The sequence below is a fragment of the Sulfurospirillum sp. HTRB-L1 genome, from assembly GCF_059415125.1.
The window spans coordinates 330,819-355,962 of record NZ_JCAHZR010000002.1 but is presented as its reverse complement, the minus strand read 5'-3'; the positions used below and the strand labels follow the sequence as shown (position 1 = coordinate 355,962).

Sequence of the window (25,144 nt, the reverse complement as noted above, 5' to 3'; positions counted from 1 at the left end):
TACATGTAAAGCTTCCTCACGTCCCGCAAAAGGTTTTATACCCCACATCAATCCCAGTAGGAACGTGTTGTAGTTGCGCGTTTTCATATCCCTTGTAGGGTGTTTTGAGTGCGTCAAGGAGGGCGAAGAAAGGTGCTACATTGCCCATTTCAGCTTCTGCTAAGGCTTCTTCAACCAAGTGATTTCTAGGAATGACCAAAGGATTGCAAGAGCTCATGCGTGCTTTGGCACTGGCGGTGTCGCCTACGGCGTGCTCCCATTGTGCGTGCCATGCTTTTAAGGTGTCATCCAAGGAGAGAAAACTCGCGTTGTCTGCAAAACCAAGGGAGGCAAAGGTGTTGGTGTAGTCAAGTCTTTGTTGTTCCATGATGCGAAGTAGTGTGTTGGCAAGGGTTTTGCCTTCTTTGGTCGCTGTTTCTAGGCCTAGTTTTTTGCACAGCATAGCATCGTAGGCGCGCTCGTATGAAGGGAGGTATTCCTCTAGCAACTCGGTGGCTTTTTCCACCGCTTTTTCCTCGTCGCTGTCGATGAGTGGCAAGAGGGCACCCGCCAAAACAGACAGGTTCCAACCCCCGATGATGGGCTGGTTTTCAAAACGGTACCGTCCTGCTCGGTCGATGGAACTAAAGACCGTTTTGGGGTGATAGATGTTCATAAAAGCGCACGGCCCGTAGTCGATGGTTTCGCCGCTGATGCTCATGTTGTCCGTGTTCATGACCCCGTGGATGAACCCCACGCGCATCCACTCCACGATGAGGGCTACTTGGGCTTCCATGACCGCTTGCAAAAAGGCTAGGGCTTTGTTGGGATGGGCTTCGAGATGTGGGTAGAGGCGGGTGATGGTGTAGTCCAAGAGCGCTTCGAGGTCGCCTGGAGTGCCGTATTGCCTTGCGTACTCAAAAGTGCCTACGCGGAGGTGGCTACTGGCGACTCTGGTGAGTACGGCGCCTTTGTGGGGCCTTTCTCGCACAACCGTTTCGCCTGTTTCGACGACTGCGAGAGAGCGGGTGGTTGGGATGCCAAGCCAGTGCATGGCTTCGCTGATGAGGTACTCTCTAAGCATGGCGCTCAGGGTTCCCTTGCCATCACCTCCGCGGGAGTAAGGCGTGACGCCTGAGGCTTTAAGTTGGATGTCGTGGCGTTTTCCTGCGGGGTCTAGCACTTCGCCCAAGAGCACAGCCCGCCCGTCTCCAAGCATGGTAAAGTGCCCAAACTGGTGACCTGCGTAGGCCATGGCGAGAGGAAAAGAGCCCTCAAAAAGGGCGTTGCCACTAAAATACTCCGCAAGCTTTTCTGTGTTTGCGTGGGGAATTGCTAGGGTGCGTGCGAGGTCGTCGTTGAAACAAAACAGCTTTGGTACCGCCACTTTTTGGGGATGTTGTGGGGTAAAAAAACGTTCAGGCAAAGTGGCGTAGGTATTGGAAAAAGCAATCTGCATGGTGTTATCCTTGGTGTTACATGTAAGGCCATTGTAGAAGAGGAAGATAAAAAAACGCGTTAAGGCAATGGGCTTGTTTTTGGGCTAAAGAAATCCAAAGGAAGGCTGCACTGCTCCCACTTGACACCAAAGCACTCAACGAGTTATAATTATTTTAAATTATTATGTAGGAAAACAGTATGTTTGTAAACAGAATAAATGAACTCAATGCCTTAGAAGAAGAATACGCCAAAAAAAATACTTCTTTTAGTGTTGTTTATGGGCGCAGAAGAGTGGGCAAAACCGCATTGATTTCTCAGTTTATTCAAGACAAACCGCATATTTATCTCTATATAACACTGAGTGATTTAGACTCTCAGTTACCGTCTTTTAGTGATGAAATCAAAAAGTTTGCGCCCGTAAGCATGCAAGCGTACCTCAGTTTCCAGAGCTTTGAAGAGGGGATAGAATTTTTAAGCACATTACAACTCGACCAAAAGCTCGTACTTGTCATCGACGAATACCAATACCTTGCCCTTAAAGATAAGGCTTTTTCTTCCAAGCTACAACGCCTTTGGGACATGAAACTACAACATGCAAACATCCACCTCATCCTTTGCGGTTCTGTGCTTTCGATGATGCAAACAGAAGTCCTAAATTATACCGCCCCATTGTATGGCAGGAGAACATCCCAATTTCACATCCAACCTCTTAGATTTGGGCACATCAAGGAGTTTTTACCCTCCCTAGATAAGCTCACACAGATGCTTGTTTTTAGCTCCTTTGGAACGATACCAAAGTACCTAAACGAGTACGATGAAACACTCTCTTTTGAAGCAAACATAGAAAAAAAGATTCTCAACAAAAACAGCTATCTTTACAGTGAGGGCAATTTTTTACTCAAGGAAGAGATAAGCGACAGTGCTAGTTATTTTAGTATCCTCAAATCCATTGCCAATGGAAACAGAAAAATTGGCGCAATCGCTTCTTCTTTGGAGGTAAACTCTTCTTATCTTAGCAAGTACATGCTCAAACTCATAGAGCTGGATATCATAGAAAAAGAGATACCCATCACAGAAAAAAACCCTTCCAAATCAAAATTTGGACTCTACAAAATCAAAGACAAATTTTTGCATTTTTGGTTTTTTTATGTGTACAAAAACTACAACTCCCTCGAAATAGAACAAACCAAACCTGTGCTTGATGCGATGGCGTTAAATTTCAACGACACATTTGTCTCTTTTGCTTTTGAGGATGCAGTGCTTGAGGATATTAGGATGGACACACAAAAATACTGCAACTTTGTCCCCGCAAAAATAGGTCGCTGGTGGAACAATAAAGAGGAGATAGACATCGTAGCGTATGATGAAAAAAATATTCTCTTTGTAGAATGCAAATGGCAAAACACTCTCAACAAAGAGAGGGTAAAACAGAGACTTGTTGAAAAAGCCAAGGAATTAGTGGGCGATAAAAACCCCCGCTATTTGGTGGTGACCAAAGAGGATTATTTGAGCCAGTAGGATGGGTGATTGCGCTTTAGAACTTAGCAGTTAAATGACGCTGTTTTGATCTTGGTGGTGCTTGCTGTAAAAGTTTTTAGAAAAAGGTGCAACTGCGTCAAAAGGGATTGCTTTGGAGTAGTACCAGCCTTGGATGAAGCGGACATCTTTATGCATCACCCTGTCGTGTTCTTCTTGGGTTTCTACCCCTTCTAGGACGATTTGCAAATGGAGATTGGCGCAGAGTTGGCAAATGCTGTTGTATAAAATCAACCCTTTTTCAGTGCGGGTAAATTCTATAATTTTTTTATCTATTTTGACATGGTCAAGGGGTATTTCGTAGAGCATGGAAAAGTTGGTATAGCCAATACCAAAATCATCCAAAGCGATTCTGAAATTATTTTCCCTGAGGCTGTTGATGTTTTCGAGGATTTTTTTGTTGACCGAGGAGCGTCTTTCGATGATTTCAAAGTCAATGTTGTAGCCTTTGGCTATGTTGATTATCTCAGTGACATAATTTTTATCCTCCAGCGTGTGGGGGAAAAGATTGATAGAAATAAAGGGATAAAACCCTTGTTCTGCCCATAAGTCCAAATCTTTTTTAACTTCTTGACACACCCAAACATCTAAAATAGAGGCCAATCCTGAATTTTCAATATCGATGATAAAGTCAGGCCCACGCACACTTCCGTCGCTATTTTTAACGCGTAAGAGTGCTTCAAAAGCGTTGCAACTGTTGTTTTGGACATCAATTTTGGGTTGATAGTAAAGCACTAAATTGTTTTGATGAATGCTCTCAATGATTTTATTGATTTTGTAATGGGATTTGATTAGCGAAGATTGTGCTTCGTGAAATTTGATATCTTTTTTTGCTTCGATAGAGGTGGCAATATCAAACTTTCTGGCCATGTTCTCTAGCGACACGGTTGAGCTTTGGGCATGGGTGTATTTTTTGATAAATGGGATGTAGATGAGTGTCCCAAGGGCTATCAAAAAAAGCTGAAATGTAACTGCCATGAGATTTCCACCCGTTGCTAGATACATATTGACCAAAGCAGGGGTCGTCCACGGGATAAAGACGTCGCTAAAGGTGACGACGTGGGTGTAGGACAAGAAGAGATACGCAAGGCAAAAATTGACGATAGGGGTTAAGATAAAGGGAAGTATCAGTGAAAAATTCATAAAGATAGGGATGCCAAAAATGAGAATTTCATTGATATTAAACATCACAAAAGGGAACGCTAGCTTGCCTACATAGGTGGTGTGTTTGTCTTTTGATGCTAATACAATAGCGATGGCCAGCGAAAGTCCTGAGCCCAAGCCCCCAAGAAGGACAAAGTAATTGAAAAAATCCTTGTAGGTGAGGTTTGGATGCATGAAATGGTCTAACATCTTTATGTTGACAATGGAGTCAAACAAGTTGATGCCATGGATGCCAAAAAACCACAAAACAGTGGAAGCAACCGTTCGCGCCAACAACAGCAACCCTTCTTGGGTCTCTTGAAACAGAACAATGCTACTGCCAACTTGTAGGTGTATGCCCAGAGCGGAAAATATAAACGTTGCCGCAAAATAGATGAGTGAAAATGGGGCGATGTACACGACCATTGTGGCAATGTTGCTTGAGAGTAAAGTATTCATTTTGTGCTGATACTGCTCTAGCATTTGCATGGTTTTTGCTAGTAAATAGGTGCATAATAGTGGTATGAGAATCGCCAAAATAAAAGATTGGGGCATAAAAAAACGAGCAGTGTCCCCTTGATGCACAATCACTTCGACACTAAAATAGACAATCAGCGATAAAACGGTTGCTAAAAATTTATTGATGGTCACATAGCAAATGCTTGCCAGGTGGTATGAAATGCTCATGTTAAGCAGAAGCGGAAGTAAGGTGGTGGTTGTCAGCCTTACAATGTTGTCTATTTGTTCTGGTGTAAGTGTGGTGCTAAAGAAGCTGAAATGTTTGAGTACTTCGACAGACAAGATAATGATAGAGTATAAAATATAGTAAGGTACCAAGGAGATAAATGCCGCTCTTAACGCGTTAACTGTTCTTAAAAAGCTTATTTTTATAGAATCCATTATTATCCTGAAAAGGCTAGTAGACATTTTTGTGTGCAAGCGCGACAGTATAGCAATATTTACTATTTTATTTCAATTGGGAGTGTTGGGGAGGATAGAGATAGACTACTTTTTCATTAAATTCTTTACATGTAGCGCAAAAATTTACACGACATCCATGGTTTTTGTCAAAATTAACCCTTTTTTATTCAAGATTTGGTCCATTGTCTTTTGAGTACTCTACGTATTTTGATATATCTGCGCTACCAATGGCTGCACAAAAAGTAGCCTGTTCGCATTTTTTCTATAAGTGTTTATGGGCGTTGGGCATTACTTTTTGCGCAGGGACGTGCAGCGCAAAATTGAGCTGTACCGTAGGCGTTCGCTGGAATTTTTTGTCGCAGGGTCGTTACTTCATTGTACCTATTGCCTGTACCACGGAAGCTAGTCCATGATGGTTAATGCCTTCTAGGACTTCTCGTTCTAACTCTTCTAAATGGTCAAAATTAATATTTGGTAATTCTTTGATGAGGGTATCTTTTGATACCATCACGTCAGCTACTGAGGGACCACCAGTTTTATATTTTAATTGTTCAGGAGTATAGCCCTCTAGAAAGAAGACGCCTGATGGTTTTAGTGCCCTTTCAATCCGTTTATATAAATTTCGTCTGAGACTAGATGGAAGGTGGCAAAAGATGGAAATAACTCCATCCCAGGTTTTTTCTCCCAGGTCAAATGTTTCTAAATCCGCACATACCGTATCTATCGAGACGCCATTTTCATTTGCGAGTTTCCTTGCTTTTTCTAAGCCAACAGAAGAAATATCTACCGCCGTGACTTTGTAGCCTTTTGATGCAAGAAAAACAGCATTACGTCCTTCGCCTTCTGCTAGCAAAAGTACCTTTCCTTTTGGAATGGATGAGTGCTTTTCCTTCAAAAAATCATTCGGTTCTCTTCCGTAAACGTAATTCTCCGTGCTGTATTCTTCATCCCACATCTGTTGATTCATAAAAATTTACTCCTAAATCCGTTTGGCTCTATAGCTGTTTATTTAACGAATATTATATACAAAAATAGTCCGATATGTCTAAACGAAAAGGCAGTCGGAGACAACCTACTTTTCCACAAAACCCCTTACATGTAAGCGTATATAAAATGGGTAAAACGGAACGGAAACTGCTCCCATTTCCCCTGCATCAAATTTCTTTGTATCTTTTGCCATTAAAAGAGAAAATCAAATGAAGAGGTATCTCTTGTTTGCCATTTAAAATCAAAAATTCTTTGTCGTCTATAATACTTAGCGTAGTGACGATGCCTTTGATAGTCTTCTCCTGCTCGCCCTCTGTGTAGACAATTGTAGAGGGTATCTTTCTTTGAATAGCAACCATAAGTTGGTCGTAAAATTCACATGAGATGGGCGTATACATTGTTGTTTCCTTTTGAAAGTTTAAAAAGCGGCGAGGTTACTTTTTCGCCATGTCCTACTTCTATGTCATCAAGGGCAAGGTAGCTTTTTTGCACATCTCTTATCTGGGAAAAGTCTTTGTTCTTTCCGCCAACCTCAAAGGCGTGTGTTGTCAACTAAAAAGCTCCCCTTGTTTGGCTGTTGAGACTGTTTTTATTTTATGAAGCAGTTTCACTCGTTTTTCAGAGAGTGTTTGTAAATGCATAAGACCATCCTAGTGGTTTATATGTAAATAGAAATTTACATATAAACCCTTTTTTGTCAATTAAACCTTTACATGTAAACTCACTTACCGCAATACCCTCGATGCGTTCAAGATAGCGATGAGCGCCACGCCCACGTCTCCAAAGACCGCTTCCCACATACCAGCGATGCCAAAGGCGCCAAGCACCAAGATGACTCCTTTGACCCCAAGGGCAAAGACGATGTTTTGCCAGACGATGCGGTGGGTTTTGCGCGCCAAAGTGATGGCGAGGGGGATTTTGCCGAGGTTATCATCCATGATGACCACATCAGAAGCTTCGATGGCAGCATCCGAGCCTACGCCGCCCATGGCGATGCCTACATCTGCGCGCGCTAATACTGGCGCATCGTTGATGCCATCCCCCACAAAAGCGACTTTGCCTTGGCCGAGGAGAGATTCGAGTTTTTCCACCTTTTGGTGGGGTAAGAGCCCTGCGTACACTTCGGTGATGCCTAGCTTTTGTGCTTGGGCACGTGCTACTTCTTCACGGTCACCCGTGAGCATCACAAGGCGCGTGATGCCCAACTCTTTCAAGGCTTGAATGGCTTGGGCGCTCTCACGTTTGAGCGTATCGGCGATGCACAGCGCACCCGCGTACATGCCATTGAGTGCCACATACACCACGCTTTGTTCGCTCTCTTGGGGTGAGACGGCGATGCCCTCTTTTTCCAACAAGGCGTAGTTGCCCACTAGCACCTCTTTGCCCTCAAACCGCGCCTTCACTCCAAAGCCAGCCAACTCTTCGACCTCACCGTTTTCTTGGCCCAACTCCGCGCCAAAGGCGTGCACGATGGAGCGGGCGATGGGGTGGGTCGAATGGCGTTCGGCTTGGGCGGCAAGGGCAAGCAAGGAAGCTTCGTCAAAGCCGTTGGCGGGGTGGAGGCTTTGGAGGCGAAAAACACCTTCGGTGAGGGTGCCTGTTTTGTCAAAGACAATGGTGTCGACTTTCTTTAACGCTTCGAGGAAGTTGCCCCCTTTGACCAAGATGCCCCGCTTAGATGCCCCGCCGATGCCTCCAAAAAAGCTTAGAGGGATGGAAACCACAAGGGCGCACGGGCACGAAACCACCAAAAACACCAAGGCGCGCCCAAACCAGTCGCTAAAGGTAGCGCCTTCTAAGAGCAAGGGCGGCAAGGTGGCTAAAAGTGCCGCAGCACCTACCACGGCGGGCGTGTACACCTTGGCAAAAGAGGTGATAAACTGCTCAGTTTTGGCTTTTTTCGCCCCCGCGTTTTGCACAAGGTCGAGGATTTTAGCAACGGTGGAGTCGGCAAAAAGCGTGGTGGTTTGGAGGGTAAGCACGCCAGTTTGGTTGATGCTGCCTGAGAGCACCGTGTCGCCTTTGCTCACTTCGCGGGGTAAGGATTCGCCCGTGAGCGCGGCCGTGTCTAGGGCAGAAGTCCCCTCTAATACAACGCCATCAAGGGGGATTTTTTCGCCCACGCGCACTAAAATCTTGGAGCCTACAAGCACCTCTTGGGGCGGTACGCGTTGTTCGCCTGTGGGGGTGAGCAAGGTGGCCGTGTCGGGGCGGATGTCCATGAGTGCGCTGATAGAACGGCGCGAACGTCCCACGGCGAGGTCTTGAAAAAACTCTCCGATGCGGTAAAAGAGCATCACCGCCACTCCTTCGGGGTATTCGCCGATGGCAAAGGCACCTAGCGTGGCGATGCTCATGAGAAAGTTTTCATCAAACACTTGGCCTTTGGTGAGGTTGCGCACTGCTTTGGCGACAATCTCCCCACCAATGAGCACATAAGCAGCCAAAAAGAGCCAAAAATCAAAAGGCGTAGGCGTGAAAAATGCGCCACTAAAGAGGAAAACACCCAACACGTAGAGAAAAAAACGTGGGTGGAGCATGTGTTCTTTCCATGGCGTTTCTTGGGGTTTGGAAGGGGGCGCATCAAGGGGCGCGAGAGAAACGTGGGGCTCTTGGGCGTGGATGAGGTGTTCGACTTCTCCTAAAAACGCGGGCGTGGGCGGGGTGGGGGTTTGGAGGGTAAAGATGCTTTGTGCAAAATCAATGCGCGCAAGCTCTACGCCACCCAGGGTGTTTATTTTTGTTTCGATTTTGGCGGCGCAATGGGCGCAGCTGAGGCCTTCGATGCGGTATTTTTGCGTGTGAGACATGGCTAGGCCTTTTCTGTGACGTGGGCAAAGCCTGTATCAAAAAGCAGTTTAATATGCGCATCATCGAGTGAATAATAGACCACTTTGCCCTCTTTGCGCGGTTTAACGAGACGCGCGTGGCGCAAGACGCGCAGTTGGTGGGAGATGGCCGAATGGGTCATGCCAAAAAGTTCGGCGATGTCGCACACACACATTTCATTTTCCAGTAACGCGCCGATGATTTTGATGCGGGTGGTGTCGCCAAAGACTTTAAACAGCTCGGCTAAGTCGTATAAATCCTCATCTTTAGGGAGTTTGGCTTTGACCGTTTGGATGACATCTTCGTGGATGATGGTGCATTTACATGTAAGCTCAGGCATAGGTCTTCCTTGGTTTATAGATGAACATATGAATTAACGTTCATATGTTAGAGCAAAAAAGATAAAAAGGTTCTTAAAAATTACCTTGAAATGCTTTACATGTAAAGGAGGGTTGGGCGTACCCTATCTCGACAAGAGTTGTCCACAATGGGTACCCCAAAGCTAAAGCTTTGACCCATTGGGACAAATTGTCTCGCGCGGGTACGCCCAACCCTCCCTAGACCTTTACATGTAAGCCTAAAAAAACACGCCCAAAGCGTAACGAATTTTTGTTATAATGCCCCCTTTAATCCCCTAAGCATCGGCACCGCACAAGCGACTCAAGCGATGCTAAAAAGTGAGGTGCGTGTGCCCAGTATTGTTTCCATTTCCGCTTTGAACAAATCCTACCGTGACACGCAGGTGCTGTTTGACATCAACTTAGAGATTTACAATGGTGAGTTTTTGACCCTCTTGGGGCCAAGCGGCTGTGGGAAGACGACCTTGCTTCGGATTTTGGGTGGGTTTGAGGAGATTGACACGGGGAAGATTACCTTGGAGGGCCACTCCATCGCCCACATTCCACCCCACAAGCGTAGCACCAACACCGTCTTTCAAAGCTACGCCCTCTTTCCTCACATGAACGTGTTTGACAATGTCGCTTTTGGCCTCAAAATGAAAGGCCTCTCCAAAGCCGACATCACCGCCAAAGTAGAGGAAATGTTGCGGGTGGTGAAGCTAGAAGCCTTTGCTAAAAAATACCCCAAAGAACTCAGCGGCGGCCAGCAACAGCGCGTGGCTATCGCTAGGGCGGTGGTGAACAAGCCTACCTTGTTGCTTTTAGATGAGAGCCTTAGTGCGCTGGATTTTAAACTGCGCAAAGCCATGCAAGTGGAGCTTAAAGAGCTGCAACGCCAGCTTGGCATCACCTTTGTGTTTGTGACCCACGACCAAGAAGAGGCACTGAGTATGTCCGACCGCATCGTGGTGATGAATCATGGCAAAATCGAGCAAGTGGGCACCCCAAAAGAGGTGTATGAAAACCCCAAAAATCTCTTTGTGGCGGATTTTATCGGGCAGATTAATAAGCTAAGTGCCACGACCCTTTCCCAGACTGCGACCCATTTGGAGCTAGAAGTGTTGGGCAAAACCCTGACCCTTAAAAAGCCCCAAACCCGCGAGTATGCTCCCGCGCTTACGGTTGTGGTGCGCCCTGAGGATTTTCGCGTGGAGCGGCGTTTGGAGGATGTGCCTTTGGCCCATTACATCCAAGGCGCCTTGCACCAGATGATTTACAAAGGCGTAACCATCGACCTCATCATCGAAGTGGCGGGCGGAAAAACCTTACATGTAAGCGAATTTTACAACGAAGACTCCGACGCGCTCACTTACAAAGAGGGCGAAACCCTTTACCTCTACTGGCTAGAGGGGTGGGAAGTGTTGCTTGAAAGCTAATTTCATCGGGAGTTTTGGGAAGGCTTCCATCGGGCTGATGTTTGCGTGGTTGTCGTTTTTTGCCCTTGCGCCCTTTGTGTTGGTGGTGAGTGCGAGTTTTTTCACGCGGGGCGAGGAGGATTTTTTAGCCTTTCCTCTGACCTTGGAAAACTACGGGCGCATCCTCGACCCGCTCTATTTGGAAGTGTTTTTAAACTCCTTTATCCTCTCTTTTAATACCAGTGTGCTAACGCTCATCCTTGCCTTGCCTTTTGCCTATGTCCTTTCGCGTTTGCCTCAAAAGCTCAAAGCATGGGCGCTGTTACTCACTATCATCCCTTTTTGGACCAGCTCTTTGGTGCGTACCTATGCTCTCGTGGCGATTTTACGCACCAAAGGCATGCTCAATGAATTTTTGCTTTGGAGCGGGCTTATTGATGCGCCATTGGAGATTTTGTACACCCAAACGGCGGTGCTCATTGGGATGGTGTACACCCTTTTGCCCTTTATGATTTTGCCTTTGTATGCCTCTTTTGAGAAGTTGGATTGGCGGCTCATCGAAGCGGCGCGAGACTTAGGGGCCAACAGTTTTTCTATCGCGCTTCGGGTCGTGCTTCCGCTAGTGAGTCCGGGGATTGTGGCGGGGATTATCTTGGTGTTTTTGCCCTCGCTTGGGATGTTTTTTGTGCCCGATTTACTTGGTGGAGCCAAAGACCTCATCATCGGCAGTTTCATCCGTAACCAGTTTTTGACCTTTCGGGATTGGCCGTTTGGGAGTGTGGCGAGTGTGCTGTTAACCCTTGTGATGGTCGGGATGATTTACCTCTATACCCGCGTCCAAAGGGCACGAGGAGGGCGCGATGAAATTTTTTGAACGGCTTTACCTTGGGATGATTTACCTCTTTTTGTACCTGCCCATTTTTGTGCTCATCGTCTACTCATTCAACGCGTCGCGCTACGCCATGGGGTGGAGTGGGTTTAGCCTTCAGTGGTACGAGCGGCTTTTCAAAAACAGTTCACTCTTGGATGCCGCGCTCAATTCTGTCTCTATTGCTTTTTTTAGCGCTACGGTGGCGACGCTTTTAGGCACCATCGGGGCGGTGGCAATTTTTCGCTACCATTTTGCAGGCAAACAGTTTTTAAAGTCCATGGTGTATGTGCTCATCCTTTCACCAGAAATCGTCATGGGGATTGCGCTGCTCATTTTATTTGTGTTGGTGGGAGTGAAACTGGGGTTTGTGTCGCTTCTCATCGCGCACATTACTTTTTGTTTGCCCTTTGTGGTGGTGACGGTACTGAGCCGTTTGGCGGGGTTTGACCGCAGCATCATCGAAGCGGCGAAGGATTTGGGGGCGAGTGGGTTTTACACGTTTTCGCACATCATTTTACCTTCCATCTTGCCCGCGGTCATTGCGGGGTTTTTGCTCAGTTTTACTCTTTCGTTGGATGATGTGATTATCAGTTTTTTTGTCAGCGGGGTCGAGTTTGAAATCTTGCCCATCAAGATTTATTCTATGGTGCGTCTTGGGGTGAAACCTGAGATTAACGCGTTGTGTACTATTATGTTTGGCGTGACGATGGTGCTTGTGTTTGTATCACAACTTTTATTGAAGGAGAGAAAATGAGACTACTTTTGGCCCTGCTTGGGTTAGCGGTGTTTGCCTTTGGCAAGGTGCTTTACGTGTACAATTGGAGCGAATACATGCCCCAAAGCGTCATCAAGGCCTTTGAAAAAGAGACGGGGATTCGGGTGTATTATTCCACTTATGATAGCAACGAAGCCATGTACGCCAAGGTCAAAACCGACCGTTCTAGCAGCTACGACATCCTCGTGCCTTCGACCTATTTTGTGAACAAAATGTCCAAAGAAGGGATGCTTTCTGTCATCGACGTGCGAAAACTTAGCAACTATAAAAACCTCGACGAGGGATTGTTGCACCAGCCTTTTGACCCTGAAAATAAATACTCCGTGCCCTATTTGTGGGGGAGTACGGGCATCAGCTTCAACGCGCGCACCTTGGGTGAGGGTGCCATCACCAAGTGGGAAGATTTGTGGGATGAAAAATACAAAAGAAGCCTCTTGTTGACGGATGATTTGCGCGAAGTCTTTGGGATGGCACTCAAAACCCTAGGCTACAGTGCCAACAGCCAAAACCTTGATGAAGTTAAAAAAGCCTACGAAAAATTGCGCTTGCTCATGCCCAACGTGAAAGTGTACAACTCCGAATCCCCCAAGGAGCTCTACTTGGGCGAAGAAGTGGTGGCAGGCATGAACTTTAACGGGGAAAACTACATGGCAAATCTAGAATCCCCTGACATCCACTACGTTTACCCTAAAGAGGGCATTTTGCTCTGGATGGATTCGCTCGTCATCCCCGCTAATGCGAAAAACGTGGAAAATGCTCACGCGTTCATCAACTTTTTACTGCGCCCTGAGATTGCTAGAGAAATCAGCGAAGAGGTAGGCTACGCCTCACCCAACCTCGCGGCCATTGAACTGCTCGAAGAAGAAGTGCGCACCAACCGCATCATCTACCCCACCAAAGAAGACTTGAAAAACAGCGAATTTCAAGTAGACTTAGGCGACGCCCTTGGAACCTACGAGAGCTACTGGGAACAGTTAAAGTCAGGACGCTAAGCCTTAAATTCCTTACATGTAAAGCCTTTGTGCTTTACATGTAAGCTTGCTTTAGGGAAAATGTCCCCATTTACTCTTCTTTTGCCATTTTGTCTTTGAGCCTGTTTTCTTGTCTATATTTGACTTTCTTATTTTGCTTTTCTTTGGGGTGTTTTGGTATAATGCGGGCTCAAAGTATGGCATCAGGGAGCCCCATGAACGCAAATACAATTTCACTTAAAATTATCAGAAAAGCTGTAAAAAACTCTCAAAAGATAGAAGGCTACTCCCCCGCATCCAAAGAGGTTGCTCAAAAAGCCAAAATGATTATGAAACATCATAATGTCAAAGTATCAGCTTAAAGAGAGTCATATCTATATCGATGGTACCGACATACCTAAAAACAAACTAAACATAACAGACTCTCACCTTCTCCATCAAATAGAAAACGAGTTATTGGTTCAGGCGTATTCTTATTTTTCCAAACAACTAAGCAAAAATACTCTTCTAAACGAAAATTATTTCAAACTCCTGCATCAAAAAACATTTGAATCCTTGTATGATTTTGCTGGAAAGTACAGAAGTCACAACATGTCTAAGGGCAACTCCCAGTTTTGTTTAGCTGCACATTTGCACAAAGAATCTCAACGAATTTTCACTGAACTCGCTAAAGATGCCTACTTATCAAAAAGTAGAAACGACCAACATGTTTTTATCTCTAAGTTGGCTTACTTCAAGTGTGAGCTTATAGCTTTACACCCGTTTTATGAACTAAATGGACGAATACTAAGATTATTTATCGACATGCTTTGCCTTTATAATGACTACCCGCTGGTGGACTATTCACAAGCAATTAAAAACGATACCTACATTGAGGCTTCTATTGAGTGTGTACAATATGCTGATTGCTCTAAAATGCAAGCAATTATTCACAACGGTTTGCTAGAAGTGCGGTAGCGTAAGAAAGGGCGGAGAAGTTTAGAGTTTAGCTCAAAGTCTTTTTTGTTAAGGGCGCTTAAATTAGTAAAAAGCAAATACCTGAAACTGATTTTTTTGCTGTTTTGGTATAATGATATTACGATTTACAAGGAGCTACAATGCAGATAGTCATTGATGTTAAAGAGGGCTATGCTACGCAATTTTTGAGCATTTTGCAGTCTTTGGATAGCCGTTTTTTCAATAAAGTAACTCTCGAAGAATCCAGTGACTTTATGAAAGATAAACAGTGCCTCCAAAAAGAGCTTGAAGAGTTACAGTCTGGAAAAGCAACTATGGTTTCTTTAGATGAATTTGAAACACGCTTAGATAAAGTATTGTCCGAATATGACCGTTGAATTTAAAGAGAGTTTTGTATAAAGATTTGTGTGACAGCTTAGATTTAATGAAATGATTTCAAAAGCTTTAGAAGCTAAATGAGCTTGATTTGTGAATGCGTATATGCTATCATAATTCTATGAAAATAGTAATAGACACAAGCGTATGGATTTCAGCACTTATCAAAAGAGATAGTAAAGCAAGAGAGTTAGTAAGGTTGATTTTTCAAGCAAAGCTCTCTCCACAAATGAGCGAAACTCTTTTTAGAGAGTATGAAGATGTCATGAAAAGAAAAAAGATTCAAGAATTAACACCCTTGAGTCTAGAAGAACAAAACGAACTCTTCGAAGCTTATCTGTCTACTTGTAAATGGAATGAGATTTACTACATGTGGCGACCAAATTTACAAGATGAAAATGATAACTTTATAGTAGAGTTGGCGGTTGCTAGCGGAGCAGAAGCTATTATCACTTACAATGTCAAAGACTTTAAAAGTGCGGAGTTAGTCTTTAAACATAAGATTATAACGCCAGAAGATTTTATAAAGGAGATGCCATGAGTACAATCACGCTAAGAATACCAGAGTCTAAACATGAAAGATTAAAGCAGTATGCCAAAGAGCAAGGAGTTAGCCTAAACAAGCTTTTTGAGGAATTTGCAACAGTAGCACTAGCACAGTTTGATGCAAAAACAAGATTTGAAATAAAAGCTTCAAGAGGTAGTACCGAAAGAGGATTGCAGATTTTAGACAAACTAGATAAAACTCTTTAAAAGATTTAAAAGGGGCATAAGAAAGTTTAGAGTTTAGACCTGACCCCTTATTTCAATTATTTCAGTAGCAATACAACAAGTCGCACTGTGGATTAACTAAATACTTAAAGGAAAAATAATGATAATTGGAACAATTCTCCGTTACTTTAAAACTTATCAAGGAATAAATTACATTCCAATAACAGATGAAGATAAGTTTTGTGGATTGGTTGGAAATAATGGGATTGGGAAGAGTTCAGTTCTGGAATCTTTAGATTCATTTTTTAATACTAGGCCTTGGAACTTCAATACAGTTACCAAAAAAAGCGGAAAATCAGCTACTAAACCCCAGATAGTTCCAATATTTTTATTAGATAAAAACTTCTTTCAAGGCGATATCTTAGAAAAAGCAAAGATTCTAAACTCAGTAGCTATTTCAATTTCTGAAGCAGATGTAACATCTACCCATAAACCTCATATTAAAAATTTTATTGATCATCGAGACCAAATATCCCAAAAAATTAACCTAGATGAGCTATTGATGATTCCTCTTGGAATTGACTATGAAAATCGCATATCTATTTCTATATTTAACAGCCGTCTTGCAGTAGAAGGTTTGTTGGGTGCAGGTGTAGATACTTCTAAAACAACTTTAACTCAAGATGATCTTAATCAATTTCAGCCATTACTTGAACAAATAAAAGCTAGAGTTGATTACATTTATATACCTAGAGAAATTGAGCCAGAGCTATTTACCAAGTTGGAAACCAGTGAAATTCAAGTGCTTATGGGGGAATCATTAACTCAGATAATAAGCCAAAGAGTACCGCAGCAAAAAATTAATGAGATCAATAGTAGCTTAAATTCATTTATTGATACTTTGAGCCAAGAACTAGAAGTGTACTCTTATAGAACTCCTACTGACAGACAACAAAATTTAAGAAAAAATGATGTATATAATTTGATTATCCAGTCCTTTTTTAGCACAAGAAAGTTGCATAAAAAGCAAGGTGATCATTGGTTGGAAATTAGTTCCTTAAGTTCCGGTGAAAAACAAAAAGCGATTATTGACGTGGCTCACAGCCTGCTTAGTAAACACAGAGACAGTGGCTCAAATCTAATCATTGGTATTGACGAACCAGAATCATCTTTACACATGTCAGCATGCTTTGATCAATTTGACTCACTTTATGATATTAGTCGAGAATGTATGCAAGTTATATTTTCCTCCCATTGGTATGGATTTCTTCCAATCGTTGAATCTGGTAGCGCTACAGTCATATCGAAAGACGATGGTACACATATTTTTGATCAAATAAATTTGGTGAATTATAGGGAACAAATCAAACAATTATCAGCTACCTCAAAAGGGCGACTCCCTTATGATATTAGACTTAAAAGTATAAATGATTTTGTACAGTCTGTTATTACCAGCGCAATTGGTGAAGACCCTTTTAGTTGGATTATTTGTGAAGGTTCATCTGAAAGGATTTATTTACGCGCCTACTTTAAAGATTTGATTGAAGCCAAACGATTACGCATTGTTCCTGTAGGTGGTGCTAAAGAAATAAAACGATTATATCATCATCTTTCAACATCGTATGAAGATTTTAAAGATGAAATAACTGGTAAGATAATTTTGATTTCTGACACTGATTCTGAACTAGTTAACTATGAAGTAAAAAACTATTTAAATTTATACTGTAGAAGAATAGTAAATTGCAGCACATCTCGAACAACAAAGTTAGTAAATATTCATTCTAATCCCGTATCCCCAGCAACTGAAATTGAAGATTCTCTAAATGGTAAATTATTTTTTGAGACTTTAAAGACATTTTCAGGGGAATATAAAGACACTCTAAGCTTTCTTGATGAAATAACAGATGATATATCCCATGAAAGTTCTAAAATTGCATTAGATTTGAGAAATAGTCAGTGGCGGTCAATCGATCAATTCTTTAATGCTGATAACAATAAATATTTATTTTCTCAGCGTTATATAGAAAAAATTGGGGACGATTATGAAGTTCCCTCTTGGATTCAAGAGATTCGTAGTTGGTTGGGATAGCCTTATAGCAAAGCCTAGCGGTGAACGCAGAGCGTCACTGAAGTCAACCGTTACGAATATTCAAAGCCGCCTAAACGCTAAACTTTTTATACCAAATGGGAAATAAAAAAAATAAAAAGTAAAAAGGGGTCAGGCCTAAACTATAAACTTTTTGGTATAATTTTTCCAAAGGAGATGCCATGCCAAGAAGATTACGCGTAGAAAATTGTGGTTATCACCATGTTTATAACCGAGGTGTTGCAAAAAACAGTATCTTTTTGGACGAATACGATAAAGTAAAATTTATCGAAATTCTCTCCAGTGTCTGCAAAGAGTACAAGTTCGACATCCATTCATTCTGTCTTATGGATAACCACTACCATCTTTTGGTAGAAAACAGAAGAGAAAACCTCTCTGAGGGTATGCGCCAACTCAATTCTGGGTATGCAAGTTATTTTAACAAGCGCCATCAAAGAGTAGGCCATCTGTGGCAAGATAGGTACAAGTCATGGTATGTGCTCGATGAAACATACCTTTTTACACTCTTTCGCTACATCGAATCAAATCCGCTCAAAGCTAGGATGTGTAAAAAGATAGGCGAATATAAATATTGCGCTACCTATTGCATCAAAAGAGATGCTGTGCCGCCATTTTTACAAAACTCTTTTGTTTTGCGGGATTATCACACTGGGGAGCTTTTTGATATGCTAGACATACCCCTTAATCCAAATGAATTAGAAAATATAGGTAAATTTCATCAACAAAGATATAAGCTAGAAGAGGGTCAGATTGTACATGTAAAGCCAAAAAGCTTAGAGCAATATTTCTTACATGTAAAGGATAAAACGCAAAGAGATGAAGCCATAAAATCTGCTCACGAAGATGGCTATAAAAAAAGTGAGATAGGAAGAGCTTTAGGTTTAAGTGGTGCTGGAGTGGCGAAAATCCTCAAAAAGTTTACAGTTTAGACCTGACCCCTATTTGTCTTACCTTTTACTTTTTTAAAGTCGCCCTCATTTTTACATGTAAACATCTTCTTTGATCAAACTAAAAAGAGGTTTGCATTAGTATATGCACAAAGGAGAAGCCATGTTGGCCTACCATGCCCAAACGATGCACTCTTATCATTCTGTACGAACACAATCCAAGAGTATCGATTGGGATCACCCACCGAAACAGTTTAAAATCTACCCCGAAACGTTTGATCGCATGGTGCTTGACACAAAAAATCCTGAGCATCGATTTTTTTATTTGATTGGCGGTATCACCGCGCAGAAAAGTTACTCAGGCGTTACTTATGCATTGCGTACCAATCCCAGTGCGGGAGCGTTATACCCCACCGAAATTTATGTGCAAATACGAGATGTTGAAGGCTTTAAAAACGGTATTTACCACCTTTCACCTTATGCGTCATCGTTAGTATTATTGCACCCTTTGAGCGAGGATGAAGGTGTGGAAAGTTTTTTGCATGTCAACAAAATAAAGGGTTTCATCTTTCTCTTTTCCGCCATCTATTATCGCTCTTCATGGAAATACAAAGATCGTGCATTTCGCTATTGCCTACATGATACGGGGCATATGATAGGTACGCTAGAGGCGTCATGTACCGTGAGCGAAAAGCCTTATCGTATTGTGTATGACTTGGAGCGAAAAGCCTTAAATGCACTCTTTGGCTTCAACCAAGAGGAGTTTTTTCTCGCATCTGTTATAGTGGGTAAAGAAGACGAGCACGTTACATGTAACGTTCCATCTCTAGCGCTTCCCTCCGTGAGTGGTACAGGCGCTTTTGAAGCCAATGAACCTGTGGAGGAGGTTTATGCGAAAACGTGTGAACTCTCCATACATGAGCAGGCAATAATGCCTCACGTTGAATTGGATAAAGAGCGCTTCATCCAAGCCATTTGGAAACGGCGTTCTATTCGTGATTTTGTGCAAAAGCCTCTCTCTAAAGAGGCGTTTTTAGCAGTGATGGACTTTATCACACAACCGATTCCCAGTGATTGCGATGTTGAAATTGCCATCTATGCCATTATTAACCGTGTGGAAGGGCTGTGGCAAGGTGTTTGGAAGGAGGGAGTGTATCTGCAAAGCGGTGATTTTGCACGCAAAGCGGGATACCTCTGTTTGGAACAAGCGTTAGGTGCACAGAGTGGGGTTACGTTCTTTTTGGTTGGAAGTGATGCGCAAAATTATCAAGCGATGGTGCAAAAAGCAGGCATTATCGGGCATCGACTTTATCTTATCAGCACCTATCTTGGCTTTGGGTGCAGTGGAATTGGAGCGTATTATGATGAAGAAGTCATGGCATTTTTAAACACCGATGGTATGATTCTCTACGCCTTAGCCATCGGTTTTTGAGGCAGCATTTTGTAGGTATGCCAGAGTAAAAAAAGCGCTGAGCTGTAAACAATGAGACAAAAATCACGGCATTTTTGACGGAGCGTTTTTTGATGGTGTTCGCAGAGGCGCTTTTGAGCATGTTTTTCATTTCTACGATGAGACAGTATTGCGTGGCATGATTTTCACTGCTATTTTTCACGATGTCTAAAATTTTCTCACCCTCAACAGCGAACAAAACATCTTCAAAACAAACATTTCTTTGCTCTTTTGGGAGGGTATTTTTGGTATCATTCCACTCAAATTCAAACAAATTTTCCGACCTTTTAGCCATTGAATGTATATGGATTGTATATTAAAAAAAAGCGTCTGTCAATGATAGAAAAAGTAGGATTTTCCAAACATGGTATAATCCCCGTTTTTAACCCCATTTTTCAAAGAAGTCTCATGATTCAACTCACCAATGTTACCAAGCGTTTTGCCACGCGCGAACTCTTTTCTAATGTCAATTTTCAACTCGGCCCCAAGCAACGTGTGGGTCTAGTCGGGCGCAATGGCAGCGGCAAATCTACCCTTTTTAAGATGATTTTAGGCGAAGAAGCCTTGGATGGCGGAGAGATTGGCATCCCCAAAAACTACAAAATCGGAGCCTTGCGCCAGCATTTACACTTTAGCGAAAAAACCATCGTCGATGAGGTCGCCTTGGCGCTTAGTGAAGATGAAAAATACGAGATTTACCGCGTGGAAAAGATGCTCTTTGGTCTTGGATTCACGCAAGAAGACCTCGAAAAATCCCCCAGTGCCTTTTCGGGTGGCTATCAAATCCGCCTCAACCTTGCCAAGCTACTCATCGCCCAACCCAACTTGTTGCTTTTGGACGAACCCACCAACTACCTTGACATCCTCTCGCTTCGGTGGCTTAAAGCTTTTCTTAAAAATTTTGACGGCGAAGTGTTGCTCATCACCCACGACCGTGACTTCATGGACAGCGTGACCACGCACACCATGGGCATTGTGCGGCGCAATCTGTTTCAGATTCAAGGCAATTCTCACAAGTTTTACGCCCAACTAGCCGCCAACGACGAACTCTACGAAAAAGAACGCCAAGGCCAAGAGAAAAAACGTAAAGAGTTGGAGGAGTTTATCGCCCGCAACAAAGCGCGCGCTTCGACCGCAGCTCTCGCCCAGTCAAAGGTAAAATTGCTTGAAAAAATGGACGTGATGGAAGAGCTTGAGAGCGAGAGCAAGCTTCGGTTTGATTTTAACTACCAAGAAACCCCCGCCAAAATCATCACAGAAGCCAAGGATTTAAGCTTTGGGTACACGCCAGATAACCTGTTGTTTGAAAAGATTTCCTTTTCCCTAGCCAAGGGCGAATGTCTCGGCATCATCGGCAAAAATGGCAAGGGAAAATCCACCCTCCTTAACGTCCTAGCGGGTGAATTGAAACAAAACACAGGGGCCATTACTTCCCATCCTGCAACCGTGATAGGCCACTTTGGGCAGACAAATATCAACCGCCTCAATGCTGAAAATACCATCATCGATGAGATTTACGTGGGCAACCCCAAGCTTGCTTTTTCCTCCGTGCGCGCCATTTGTGGCGGGATGATGTTTAGCGGGGACGATGCCAAAAAGAAAGTCTCACTTTTAAGCGGTGGCGAAAAAAGCCGCGTCATGCTCGGACAGATTTTGGCGCGAAACGTCAATTTGCTCTTTTTGGATGAGCCAACCAACCACCTTGACATGGAGTCCATCGAAGCCCTCACAGAAGCCATGGAGCGCTTTGAAGGTTCCATCGTGCTTGTCACCCACTCTGAAGAGCTGTTGCGCCGCGTGGCGGACAGGCTCATCGTCTTTACCTCCAAAGGTGCGGAGTATTTTGAAGATGGCTACGATGCGTTTTTAGAAAAGATTGGCTGGGAAGAAGAGGCGGGTGAAGTCAAGCCTAAAAAAGTTCCCAAGTTTGACAAATACCAACTTAAAAAACTGCGCACTACCATCATCAAAGAGCGTAGTGCTAAGGCTAACCCGTTAAGAACCCAAGTAGAAACCCTAGAAGCAGACATCATGACGCGCGAAGAAAAACTAAAAGCCCTCACCCAAGAGCTCGCCACCGCCTCAAGCACGGGCGATAGCGTGCGCATCAGGGAGCTCTCCAAACAAGTTTCCCACGAAGAACTCGCCGTGGAAAGCGCCTTTGCCAAACTCGAAACCGCCCAGACCAAACTCGACGCGCTGATGGAGGAGTTTGAAGCGAAGCTAGCGGAGTTGGAGTAGAAGCAATGGCTTTTTTGGTACAATAAACGCAAAAGCAACGGAGGGTGTCATGAGCGAAAAAGAGCGTATTTTACAAAAACTTGCAACGCTAAAGCCTGAACTTTTTGAACGGTATCATATCACTTCCCTTGCGCTTTTTGGTTCGACTGCTAGAAGTGAAGATAGCCAAAAAAGCGACATTGATTTGCTTGTGGAGTTTTCCAATACACCAGATTTGCTTCATTTCCTTGAGCTGGAAGAGACATTGGAAAAAATGTTAGGCAGAAGTGTTGACCTTGTTCCTAGGCGAAAACTCCGCCCTGAACTCTCTGTGGATATCCTCAATGAAGCGATTGCGGTATGAAGCGTAAGTATGTTTTCTATCTTGATGACATACTTAGAAGCATTGAGAAGATAGAAACATTTACGCAAGGCTATGATTTTGAGGGGTTTAAAACCGATGAAAAAACCCTAAGCGCTTGTGTCCGAGAAATAGAAGTCATCGGTGAGGCTGCAAAGCAAATCCCAAGCGAAATAACCGCAAACCATCTCCATATTCCTTGGTCATTGATGGCAAAAATGCGCGATAAGTTGATTCACTGGTATTTTGAAATCGATGAAGAAATTGTTTGGAAAGTTATCACAGAGCAGTTTCCTGCACTAAAGCTGCAGATTAAGGCAATGAGAAAAGAACTGGAGTGAGGCTTTACATGTAAAGCCTTGAGAAAATTATATACTTGGTGCCTCTTTCTTCGCCCTTTTCACGTTTTAAGGCCTCTTCAATTAAGTCCAAAGTATAATGAAACAACTATATCAAAACCTATTTTCGCGCATCGGATGAGTGCTTCATGAAAACTGTCCACTTTTACCTTTTAATCCTTTCCCTTCTTTACACTTCCCCACTTTTAGCCAATGCACCCTTGACTTCTTTGACCCAAAGTGAGCGGGCGTGGCTTGCGACAAATCCTACCATTCGTGTGGGAATGGACTCGGCCTATGCACCCTATGAATGGCTTGGCGAGGATGGGCATTTTATGGGGATGGCGGTGGATTATCTGCACCTTATGGAGCAAAAACTGGGAGTGCGGTTTGACATTATTAAGGGCAAGTCTTGGGCTGAGGTGATTGAGATGGCCAAAGCAGGTGAAATCGACCTTCTTACTAGCATCGTACAAACCCCTGAGCGTTCAAAACACTTTACCTTCTCGCCTCCCTACCGCAACACCAAAACGATGATAGTTGACAACGGTCAAGGCCATTTTATCGGAGACTTAAAACACCTTTTATTTAAAAAAGTAGCCATTGAAAAGGGGTATTTCACCCAAGAACTGCTCACGACCCATTACCCGCAAATCGAGCTTGTGTTGGCGGGAAGCACCGCCCAAGCCCTGCGTTATGTTTTGGAAGGCAAGGCCGATGCGTACGTGGGCGACATGAGTGCCATTGATTATGCGATGTGGGCGGAGGGGTTGCAAGGGCTGCGTTTTTCAGGCCAAACCGAGTTTGCCAGTGAGCATCGTTTTGCCTTTTCAAAACGTAGCCCTCAGGTGGCTTCTGTTATCAGTAAAGGGATGGCCTCCATTACCGAAGAAGAGAGCAATGCTATTTTTAACCGTTGGATTGGGGTGCGCATCCAACAAGGGGTGAAGGTGCAGACCATCGTGCTTTATGGTACTTTGGTTGGGTTTTTAGCGTTGGTGTTTGGGGTTATGTACTACCGGTTGCGGCGCGAGATAAAACACCGAAAGGCGATGGAAAAACACTATCGGCATTTGACAGAAGATGTGCTAGACGTGATTTGGCGAACAGATAAAGAGCTACGCATTACCTACATCAGCCCTTCTGATGAGCGTTTGCGCGGTTTTAAGGCAGAAGAGGTGTTGGGTGCGCATGTTTTTGAAATGTTTACGCCCAAGGGGATTGAAATCCTCAAAGCACAGATGCAAAAAAGAGCAGAGGCAGAAGCCCAAGGCATCCCGATGGATTTTGCACGCTTTCAAGTGCAGCATGTGTGCAAGGACGGGCGTTTGATTTGGGGCGAAATCCTCTCCAAACCCGAGCGCAATGAAAAAGGTGACATCATCGGGTACCATGGCATCACCCGTGAGATGACGGAGCAAAAACTGTTGCAAGAACAGATTGAAAATCTGGCTTTTTACGACGCGCTCACGCAACTTCCCAACCGCCTTTTACTGATGGAGCGCCTTCAGCATGTCCGCTCCATCAGTAAGCGAGAGCGGTGTTATGGGGCTGTGATGTTTCTTGATTTGGACAACTTCAAATCCCTCAACGACACCCATGGGCATAGCGTGGGCGACTTGTTGCTATGCCAAGTGGCTGAGAGATTAAAACAATGCGTGCGAGAGGTTGACACGGTCGCGCGCTTTGGGGGCGATGAGTTTGTGGTAGTGTTGAGCGGCCTGCACGAAGGCAAAGAAAAGTCTGAACGCTACGCACAAAACGTGGCAGAAAAAATAAGCCAAAGCCTGTGTGTCACTTACACCTTAAGCGTGCAAGAGCGTTTGGTGGAGCATCAGTGTACGGCGAGTATTGGCGTGGTGGTTTTTGACACACAAAGCAGCGAAGAGGATGTGCTAAAGCACGCCGACGCCGCTATGTACAAAGCGAAAGAATCGGGCAAAAATACCATTTGTATGTGGGGGCACGCATGAAACCAACCGTACTGATTTTACCCGGCTATGGCAATTCGGGGCCGGAACATTGGCAAACATACTGGGAGCGCTCCAACCCGTCTTTTAAACGCGTCATGCAACACGACTGGGACCATCCTGCGTGTGCGGCATGGGTGGACGCACTCGAAGAAGCCCTAGAAGAAGCGAGCGAAGAGGTGATTTTAGTGGCACACAGCATAGCGTGTTTGGTTGTGGCCCATTGGGCAAGCAAAAAGCACCGTGCCATTAAAGGGGCACTGCTTGTTGCCCCGCCCGATGCTAGGGCTCCCTCTTTCCCCAAAGAGGCAACAGGGTTTGAAGCCACCCCGCTGTTGCCCTTTGATTTTCCAAGCATTGTGGTGGCGAGTACCAATGACCCCTATGCGAGCATTGAATGCACGCAAGCCGTAGCGCACGCGTGGGGAAGTGCGTTTGTCAATGTCGGGCCTCTAGGTCACATCAATAGCCAAAGTGCCTTAGGTTATTGGGACGAGGGATTGGCTCTTTTGGAAAAACTCCGCCAAGGAAAATAAACAAGAGAGTGCATTAAACTCTCATAA

24 protein-coding genes are annotated in these 25,144 nt (G+C 44.1%); 18 read left to right on the top strand and 6 right to left on the bottom strand.

The genetic code is table 11. The features are described from left to right. Positions 1–16 precede the first annotated feature (16 nt). Complete coding sequence (locus AC5SLM_RS04490) at positions 17–1,438, bottom strand: protein adenylyltransferase SelO (RefSeq protein ID WP_495249738.1); 1,422 nt, start codon at positions 1,436–1,438, stop codon at positions 17–19. Positions 1,439–1,617: 179 nt separating this feature from the next. Between AC5SLM_RS04490 and AC5SLM_RS04485 the strand changes: the two genes are divergently transcribed. Next, positions 1,618–2,937 (top strand): ATP-binding protein, encoded by a 1,320-nt coding sequence (locus AC5SLM_RS04485; protein WP_495249737.1) that lies wholly within the window; start codon positions 1,618–1,620, stop codon positions 2,935–2,937. A gap of 30 nt (positions 2,938–2,967) precedes the next feature. Here AC5SLM_RS04485 and AC5SLM_RS04480 read toward each other — a convergent pair whose 3' ends face one another. The 5 genes from AC5SLM_RS04480 to AC5SLM_RS04460 form a co-directional block, all read right to left on the bottom strand. Continuing rightward, positions 2,968–4,998, bottom strand: a complete 2,031-nt coding sequence (locus AC5SLM_RS04480; protein WP_495249736.1) for an EAL domain-containing protein — start codon at positions 4,996–4,998, stop codon at positions 2,968–2,970. 388 nt (positions 4,999–5,386) lie between these two features. Continuing rightward, positions 5,387–5,986, bottom strand: coding sequence for a class I SAM-dependent methyltransferase (locus AC5SLM_RS04475; RefSeq protein ID WP_495249735.1), 600 nt, complete (start codon positions 5,984–5,986; stop codon positions 5,387–5,389). Positions 5,987–6,173: 187 nt separating this feature from the next. Next, positions 6,174–6,404 (bottom strand): transcriptional antiterminator Rof, encoded by a 231-nt coding sequence (locus AC5SLM_RS04470; RefSeq protein WP_495249734.1) that lies wholly within the window; start codon positions 6,402–6,404, stop codon positions 6,174–6,176. Between the two features lie 327 nt (positions 6,405–6,731). After that, entirely contained in the window at positions 6,732–8,816 is a 2,085-nt protein-coding gene (locus AC5SLM_RS04465; protein WP_495249733.1) for a heavy metal translocating P-type ATPase, read from the bottom strand. A gap of 2 nt (positions 8,817–8,818) precedes the next feature. Continuing rightward, positions 8,819–9,175, bottom strand: a complete 357-nt coding sequence (locus AC5SLM_RS04460; RefSeq protein ID WP_495249732.1) for an ArsR/SmtB family transcription factor — start codon at positions 9,173–9,175, stop codon at positions 8,819–8,821. 327 nt (positions 9,176–9,502) lie between these two features. Here AC5SLM_RS04460 and potA point away from each other — a divergent pair, with 327 nt between their 5' ends. The 17 genes from potA to AC5SLM_RS04375 all read left to right on the top strand — a co-directional run bounded on the left by potA (position 9,503) and on the right by AC5SLM_RS04375 (position 25,117). After that, positions 9,503–10,609 carry a spermidine/putrescine ABC transporter ATP-binding protein PotA gene (gene potA, locus AC5SLM_RS04455; RefSeq protein ID WP_495249731.1) on the top strand — a complete coding sequence of 369 codons (1,107 nt, stop codon included), beginning with the start codon at positions 9,503–9,505 and terminating at the stop codon, positions 10,607–10,609. After that, a complete protein-coding gene (locus AC5SLM_RS04450) occupies positions 10,599–11,462 on the top strand; it encodes an ABC transporter permease subunit (protein ID WP_495249730.1) in 864 nt (287 codons plus the stop codon). The genes potA and AC5SLM_RS04450 overlap by 11 nt, the downstream gene beginning before the upstream one ends. Next, positions 11,449–12,213 (top strand): spermidine/putrescine ABC transporter permease PotC, encoded by a 765-nt coding sequence (gene potC / locus AC5SLM_RS04445; RefSeq protein WP_495249729.1) that lies wholly within the window; start codon positions 11,449–11,451, stop codon positions 12,211–12,213. The genes AC5SLM_RS04450 and potC overlap by 14 nt, the downstream gene beginning before the upstream one ends. Next, complete coding sequence (locus tag AC5SLM_RS04440) at positions 12,210–13,226, top strand: extracellular solute-binding protein (RefSeq protein WP_495249728.1); 1,017 nt, start codon at positions 12,210–12,212, stop codon at positions 13,224–13,226. The genes potC and AC5SLM_RS04440 overlap by 4 nt, the downstream gene beginning before the upstream one ends. Before the next feature lie 194 nt (positions 13,227–13,420). After that, the gene (locus AC5SLM_RS04435) at positions 13,421–13,567 is read left to right on the top strand and encodes a hypothetical protein (RefSeq protein ID WP_495249727.1); all 147 of its coding nucleotides are present in this window, start codon (positions 13,421–13,423) and stop codon (positions 13,565–13,567) included. Then, the gene (locus AC5SLM_RS04430) at positions 13,548–14,162 is read left to right on the top strand and encodes a Fic/DOC family protein (RefSeq protein ID WP_495249726.1); all 615 of its coding nucleotides are present in this window, start codon (positions 13,548–13,550) and stop codon (positions 14,160–14,162) included. The genes AC5SLM_RS04435 and AC5SLM_RS04430 overlap by 20 nt, the downstream gene beginning before the upstream one ends. 140 nt (positions 14,163–14,302) lie before the next feature. Continuing rightward, positions 14,303–14,539, top strand: a complete 237-nt coding sequence (locus tag AC5SLM_RS04425; RefSeq protein WP_495249725.1) for a hypothetical protein — start codon at positions 14,303–14,305, stop codon at positions 14,537–14,539. A 119-nt stretch (positions 14,540–14,658) separates the two neighbouring features. Next, positions 14,659–15,078, top strand: coding sequence for a putative toxin-antitoxin system toxin component, PIN family (locus AC5SLM_RS04420; protein WP_495249724.1), 420 nt, complete (start codon positions 14,659–14,661; stop codon positions 15,076–15,078). Beyond that, positions 15,075–15,290: a toxin-antitoxin system HicB family antitoxin gene (locus AC5SLM_RS04415; RefSeq protein ID WP_495249723.1), complete on the top strand. Its 216-nt coding sequence runs from the start codon at positions 15,075–15,077 to the stop codon at positions 15,288–15,290. Before AC5SLM_RS04420 ends, AC5SLM_RS04415 begins: the two co-directional genes overlap by 4 nt. Before the next feature lie 118 nt (positions 15,291–15,408). After that, on the top strand, positions 15,409–17,337 hold the full coding sequence (locus AC5SLM_RS04410) for an ATP-dependent nuclease (RefSeq protein ID WP_495249722.1): 1,929 nt from the start codon (positions 15,409–15,411) through the stop codon (positions 17,335–17,337). Between the two features lie 179 nt (positions 17,338–17,516). Next, on the top strand, positions 17,517–18,284 hold the full coding sequence (locus AC5SLM_RS04405; protein ID WP_495249721.1) for a transposase: 768 nt from the start codon (positions 17,517–17,519) through the stop codon (positions 18,282–18,284). 121 nt (positions 18,285–18,405) lie between these two features. Next, a complete protein-coding gene (locus AC5SLM_RS04400) occupies positions 18,406–19,674 on the top strand; it encodes a SagB family peptide dehydrogenase (RefSeq protein WP_495249720.1) in 1,269 nt (422 codons plus the stop codon). A gap of 426 nt (positions 19,675–20,100) precedes the next feature. Beyond that, positions 20,101–21,933, top strand: a complete 1,833-nt coding sequence (locus AC5SLM_RS04395) for an ABC-F family ATP-binding cassette domain-containing protein (protein WP_495249719.1) — start codon at positions 20,101–20,103, stop codon at positions 21,931–21,933. 49 nt (positions 21,934–21,982) lie between these two features. Beyond that, positions 21,983–22,276, top strand: a complete 294-nt coding sequence (locus AC5SLM_RS04390) for a nucleotidyltransferase family protein (protein WP_495249718.1) — start codon at positions 21,983–21,985, stop codon at positions 22,274–22,276. Beyond that, positions 22,273–22,614, top strand: coding sequence for a HepT-like ribonuclease domain-containing protein (locus AC5SLM_RS04385; RefSeq protein ID WP_495249717.1), 342 nt, complete (start codon positions 22,273–22,275; stop codon positions 22,612–22,614). The genes AC5SLM_RS04390 and AC5SLM_RS04385 overlap by 4 nt, the downstream gene beginning before the upstream one ends. Positions 22,615–22,760: 146 nt before the next feature. Then, the gene (locus tag AC5SLM_RS04380) at positions 22,761–24,584 is read left to right on the top strand and encodes a diguanylate cyclase domain-containing protein (protein ID WP_495249716.1); all 1,824 of its coding nucleotides are present in this window, start codon (positions 22,761–22,763) and stop codon (positions 24,582–24,584) included. Next, positions 24,581–25,117, top strand: a complete 537-nt coding sequence (locus AC5SLM_RS04375; protein WP_495249715.1) for an RBBP9/YdeN family alpha/beta hydrolase — start codon at positions 24,581–24,583, stop codon at positions 25,115–25,117. Before AC5SLM_RS04380 ends, AC5SLM_RS04375 begins: the two co-directional genes overlap by 4 nt. Positions 25,118–25,144: the final 27 nt, after the last annotated feature.

What these genes read in the sequence shown, in the direction of transcription:
- AC5SLM_RS04490 (WP_495249738.1), bottom strand. Translation starts at nt 1,438, where the DNA reads ATGCAGATTGCTTTTTCCAATACCTACGCCACTTTGCCTGAACGTTTT.
- AC5SLM_RS04485 (WP_495249737.1), top strand. Translation starts at nt 1,618, where the DNA reads ATGTTTGTAAACAGAATAAATGAACTCAATGCCTTAGAAGAAGAATAC.
- AC5SLM_RS04480 (WP_495249736.1), bottom strand. Translation starts at nt 4,998, where the DNA reads ATGGATTCTATAAAAATAAGCTTTTTAAGAACAGTTAACGCGTTAAGA.
- AC5SLM_RS04475 (WP_495249735.1), bottom strand. Translation starts at nt 5,986, where the DNA reads ATGAATCAACAGATGTGGGATGAAGAATACAGCACGGAGAATTACGTT.
- AC5SLM_RS04470 (WP_495249734.1), bottom strand. Translation starts at nt 6,404, where the DNA reads ATGTATACGCCCATCTCATGTGAATTTTACGACCAACTTATGGTTGCT.
- AC5SLM_RS04465 (WP_495249733.1), bottom strand. Translation starts at nt 8,816, where the DNA reads ATGTCTCACACGCAAAAATACCGCATCGAAGGCCTCAGCTGCGCCCAT.
- AC5SLM_RS04460 (WP_495249732.1), bottom strand. Translation starts at nt 9,175, where the DNA reads ATGCCTGAGCTTACATGTAAATGCACCATCATCCACGAAGATGTCATC.
- potA (WP_495249731.1), top strand. Translation starts at nt 9,503, where the DNA reads ATGCTAAAAAGTGAGGTGCGTGTGCCCAGTATTGTTTCCATTTCCGCT.
- potC (WP_495249729.1), top strand. Translation starts at nt 11,449, where the DNA reads ATGAAATTTTTTGAACGGCTTTACCTTGGGATGATTTACCTCTTTTTG.
- AC5SLM_RS04440 (WP_495249728.1), top strand. Translation starts at nt 12,210, where the DNA reads ATGAGACTACTTTTGGCCCTGCTTGGGTTAGCGGTGTTTGCCTTTGGC.
- AC5SLM_RS04435 (WP_495249727.1), top strand. Translation starts at nt 13,421, where the DNA reads ATGAACGCAAATACAATTTCACTTAAAATTATCAGAAAAGCTGTAAAA.
- AC5SLM_RS04430 (WP_495249726.1), top strand. Translation starts at nt 13,548, where the DNA reads ATGTCAAAGTATCAGCTTAAAGAGAGTCATATCTATATCGATGGTACC.
- AC5SLM_RS04425 (WP_495249725.1), top strand. Translation starts at nt 14,303, where the DNA reads ATGCAGATAGTCATTGATGTTAAAGAGGGCTATGCTACGCAATTTTTG.
- AC5SLM_RS04420 (WP_495249724.1), top strand. Translation starts at nt 14,659, where the DNA reads ATGAAAATAGTAATAGACACAAGCGTATGGATTTCAGCACTTATCAAA.
- AC5SLM_RS04415 (WP_495249723.1), top strand. Translation starts at nt 15,075, where the DNA reads ATGAGTACAATCACGCTAAGAATACCAGAGTCTAAACATGAAAGATTA.
- AC5SLM_RS04410 (WP_495249722.1), top strand. Translation starts at nt 15,409, where the DNA reads ATGATAATTGGAACAATTCTCCGTTACTTTAAAACTTATCAAGGAATA.
- AC5SLM_RS04405 (WP_495249721.1), top strand. Translation starts at nt 17,517, where the DNA reads ATGCCAAGAAGATTACGCGTAGAAAATTGTGGTTATCACCATGTTTAT.
- AC5SLM_RS04400 (WP_495249720.1), top strand. Translation starts at nt 18,406, where the DNA reads ATGTTGGCCTACCATGCCCAAACGATGCACTCTTATCATTCTGTACGA.
- AC5SLM_RS04395 (WP_495249719.1), top strand. Translation starts at nt 20,101, where the DNA reads ATGATTCAACTCACCAATGTTACCAAGCGTTTTGCCACGCGCGAACTC.
- AC5SLM_RS04390 (WP_495249718.1), top strand. Translation starts at nt 21,983, where the DNA reads ATGAGCGAAAAAGAGCGTATTTTACAAAAACTTGCAACGCTAAAGCCT.
- AC5SLM_RS04385 (WP_495249717.1), top strand. Translation starts at nt 22,273, where the DNA reads ATGAAGCGTAAGTATGTTTTCTATCTTGATGACATACTTAGAAGCATT.
- AC5SLM_RS04380 (WP_495249716.1), top strand. Translation starts at nt 22,761, where the DNA reads ATGAAAACTGTCCACTTTTACCTTTTAATCCTTTCCCTTCTTTACACT.
- AC5SLM_RS04375 (WP_495249715.1), top strand. Translation starts at nt 24,581, where the DNA reads ATGAAACCAACCGTACTGATTTTACCCGGCTATGGCAATTCGGGGCCG.